We start from the raw sequence: 1,073 nt of genomic DNA, 5'->3' as shown, positions 1-1,073 counted from the left end.
TGATATTTTTAGAAAATCTGAATCAATTAGTTTTGAACAAATTCTCCGTTTGCTTTCAATTCGATTTCGTCGCTAACTACTGCTGAAGGAGTTTTGCCACCAACGCCAAAATCAGAACGTTTGATAGTACCTACTACTTTGAAACCAGCTAATTTTTTCTTCTGACGGTTTTCGCCGATACCATTCAATGTAACATCAAATGTTACTGGTTTTGTTACGCCATGCATGGTCAAATCACCAGTTACTTTCAAGGCTTTTCCACTTCCTTTTTGTACAGAATTACTTTTGAAAGTGATGCTAGGATAATTAGCCGTATCGAAGAAACCATCACCTTTTAGGTGACCATCTCTCATGTCGTTGTCTGTATTGATGGTGTTTACATCAATAGTAAATTCAAATACTGCATCTGAGAAATCTTCTTTTGATGAAGTGATAGTGGCATCAAATTTCTTGAAAGAGCCGTCTACATCAGAAAGCATCATGTGAACAACACTAAAGCCGATTTTAGCGTGAGCTTTATCTACAGACCATTTTTGTGCAAATGTGCTTAAAGATGCTACCAAAAGGAGAGAGAGAATAGTGATTTTTTTCATGGTAATGAAAGTTTTTGGGTTAAAAATAGATAAAGTATAAAAGAAAATATTTAGCACTAAAAATTGTAGTTTTACAACCAATTATAATGAATTTACTCAATTGCCTACAACTTAAAAAAAATAATCCAAGGACTTTTAGAATTTAGCTATAAGCCTAAAATAAAGGCATATACGACGATATTTTTCATATACTTGACAAATAGGCTTAATAGATTATAGCGGCTAATAAATAATGAAAACTATATTGATTTAGAAAATCTAAAGAAATAAAATTGTTAAACGAAAAGGAGTTGAAAATCTGGCTGCGAGTATGATTACTAACTTTATAAATGAATTTTGAGAGTGAAACTGAATAGGATTAATGGGGTTTAGAGGGAGTATTTTATATTATTTGAAGTCTTTTAATCAAACGTTATGAAGTTAGTACACAAAATAAATTTTAGTTTTTGAGCTTTCAGCTATGGGCATTCGGCAAGAACA

At 31.9% G+C, this 1,073-nt stretch carries 1 protein-coding gene; it reads right to left on the bottom strand.

Translation table 11 applies throughout. The features are described from left to right. Positions 1-26: 26 nt before the first annotated feature. Entirely contained in the window at positions 27-593 is a 567-nt protein-coding gene (locus tag ACOVQ4_RS12150) for a YceI family protein (protein ID WP_421820909.1), read from the bottom strand. Positions 594-1,073: the final 480 nt, after the last annotated feature.

This window comes from Flectobacillus sp. (genome assembly GCF_049240685.1).
Classification (GTDB): domain Bacteria; phylum Bacteroidota; class Bacteroidia; order Cytophagales; family Spirosomataceae; genus Flectobacillus.
This window is presented reverse-complemented; position numbering and strand designations above follow the sequence as displayed.

What these genes read in the sequence shown, in the direction of transcription:
- ACOVQ4_RS12150 (WP_421820909.1), bottom strand. Translation starts at nt 593, where the DNA reads ATGAAAAAAATCACTATTCTCTCTCTCCTTTTGGTAGCATCTTTAAGC.